General features: G+C 68.7%; 1 protein-coding gene. It reads left to right on the top strand.

All coding sequences use genetic code 11. The features are described 5' to 3' along the window. A partial coding sequence (locus tag ACYVDE_RS25560; RefSeq protein WP_460504315.1) for a sensor histidine kinase occupies positions 1–610 on the top strand: 610 nt, incomplete at both ends.

Below are 610 nucleotides of genomic sequence, written 5' to 3'. Positions count from 1 at the left end.
TGTGGGGGCTCGGACTGGGGCTGGCCGCTGCGGCGCTGGCGGGGCTGGCCCTGTGGCGGCTCAACCGCCTGCTCGGCCGCAAAAACCTGCAGATTGAAGCCCAGCGCACCGAGCTCACCACTTTAAACGCGACCAAGGACCAGCTGTTTTCCATCATCGGGCACGATTTGCGCGCGCCGCTGCATTCGCTGCACGCCTTTGTGGCGCTGCTGAGCGGCCCGCCGCTGCCCCCCGACAAGCTGAGCCAGTACACCCAGCGCCTCAGCCACACCCTCGACCATACGCTGGCCCTGCTTGAAAACCTGCTGCACTGGGCCGCCCTGCAAATGCACGCCACCGCCCCGCCGCAGCCCGAAGCAGTGCGCTTGGCGGATGCGGTAGAAGCTACTTTTGGCCTGTTGGGCCCCACCGCCGAGGCGGGCGGAGTGGCCTTGCAGCACGGCTTGCACGGCCACGAGCACGTGTGGGCCGACCCGGCTGCCGTGCGCCTGGTACTGCGCAACCTGCTGGCCAATGCCATTAAGTTCACACCCCGCGGCGGCGCCGTACGGGTGTCGGCCACTCCAGGTACCGGGCAGTGGCAGCTGGTGGTGGCCGATACCGGCCAGGG

The sequence above is a fragment of the Hymenobacter agri genome, from assembly GCF_054778495.1.
Note: the sequence above shows the minus strand (reverse complement) of the source record. Positions and strands in the feature narration are given on the sequence as shown.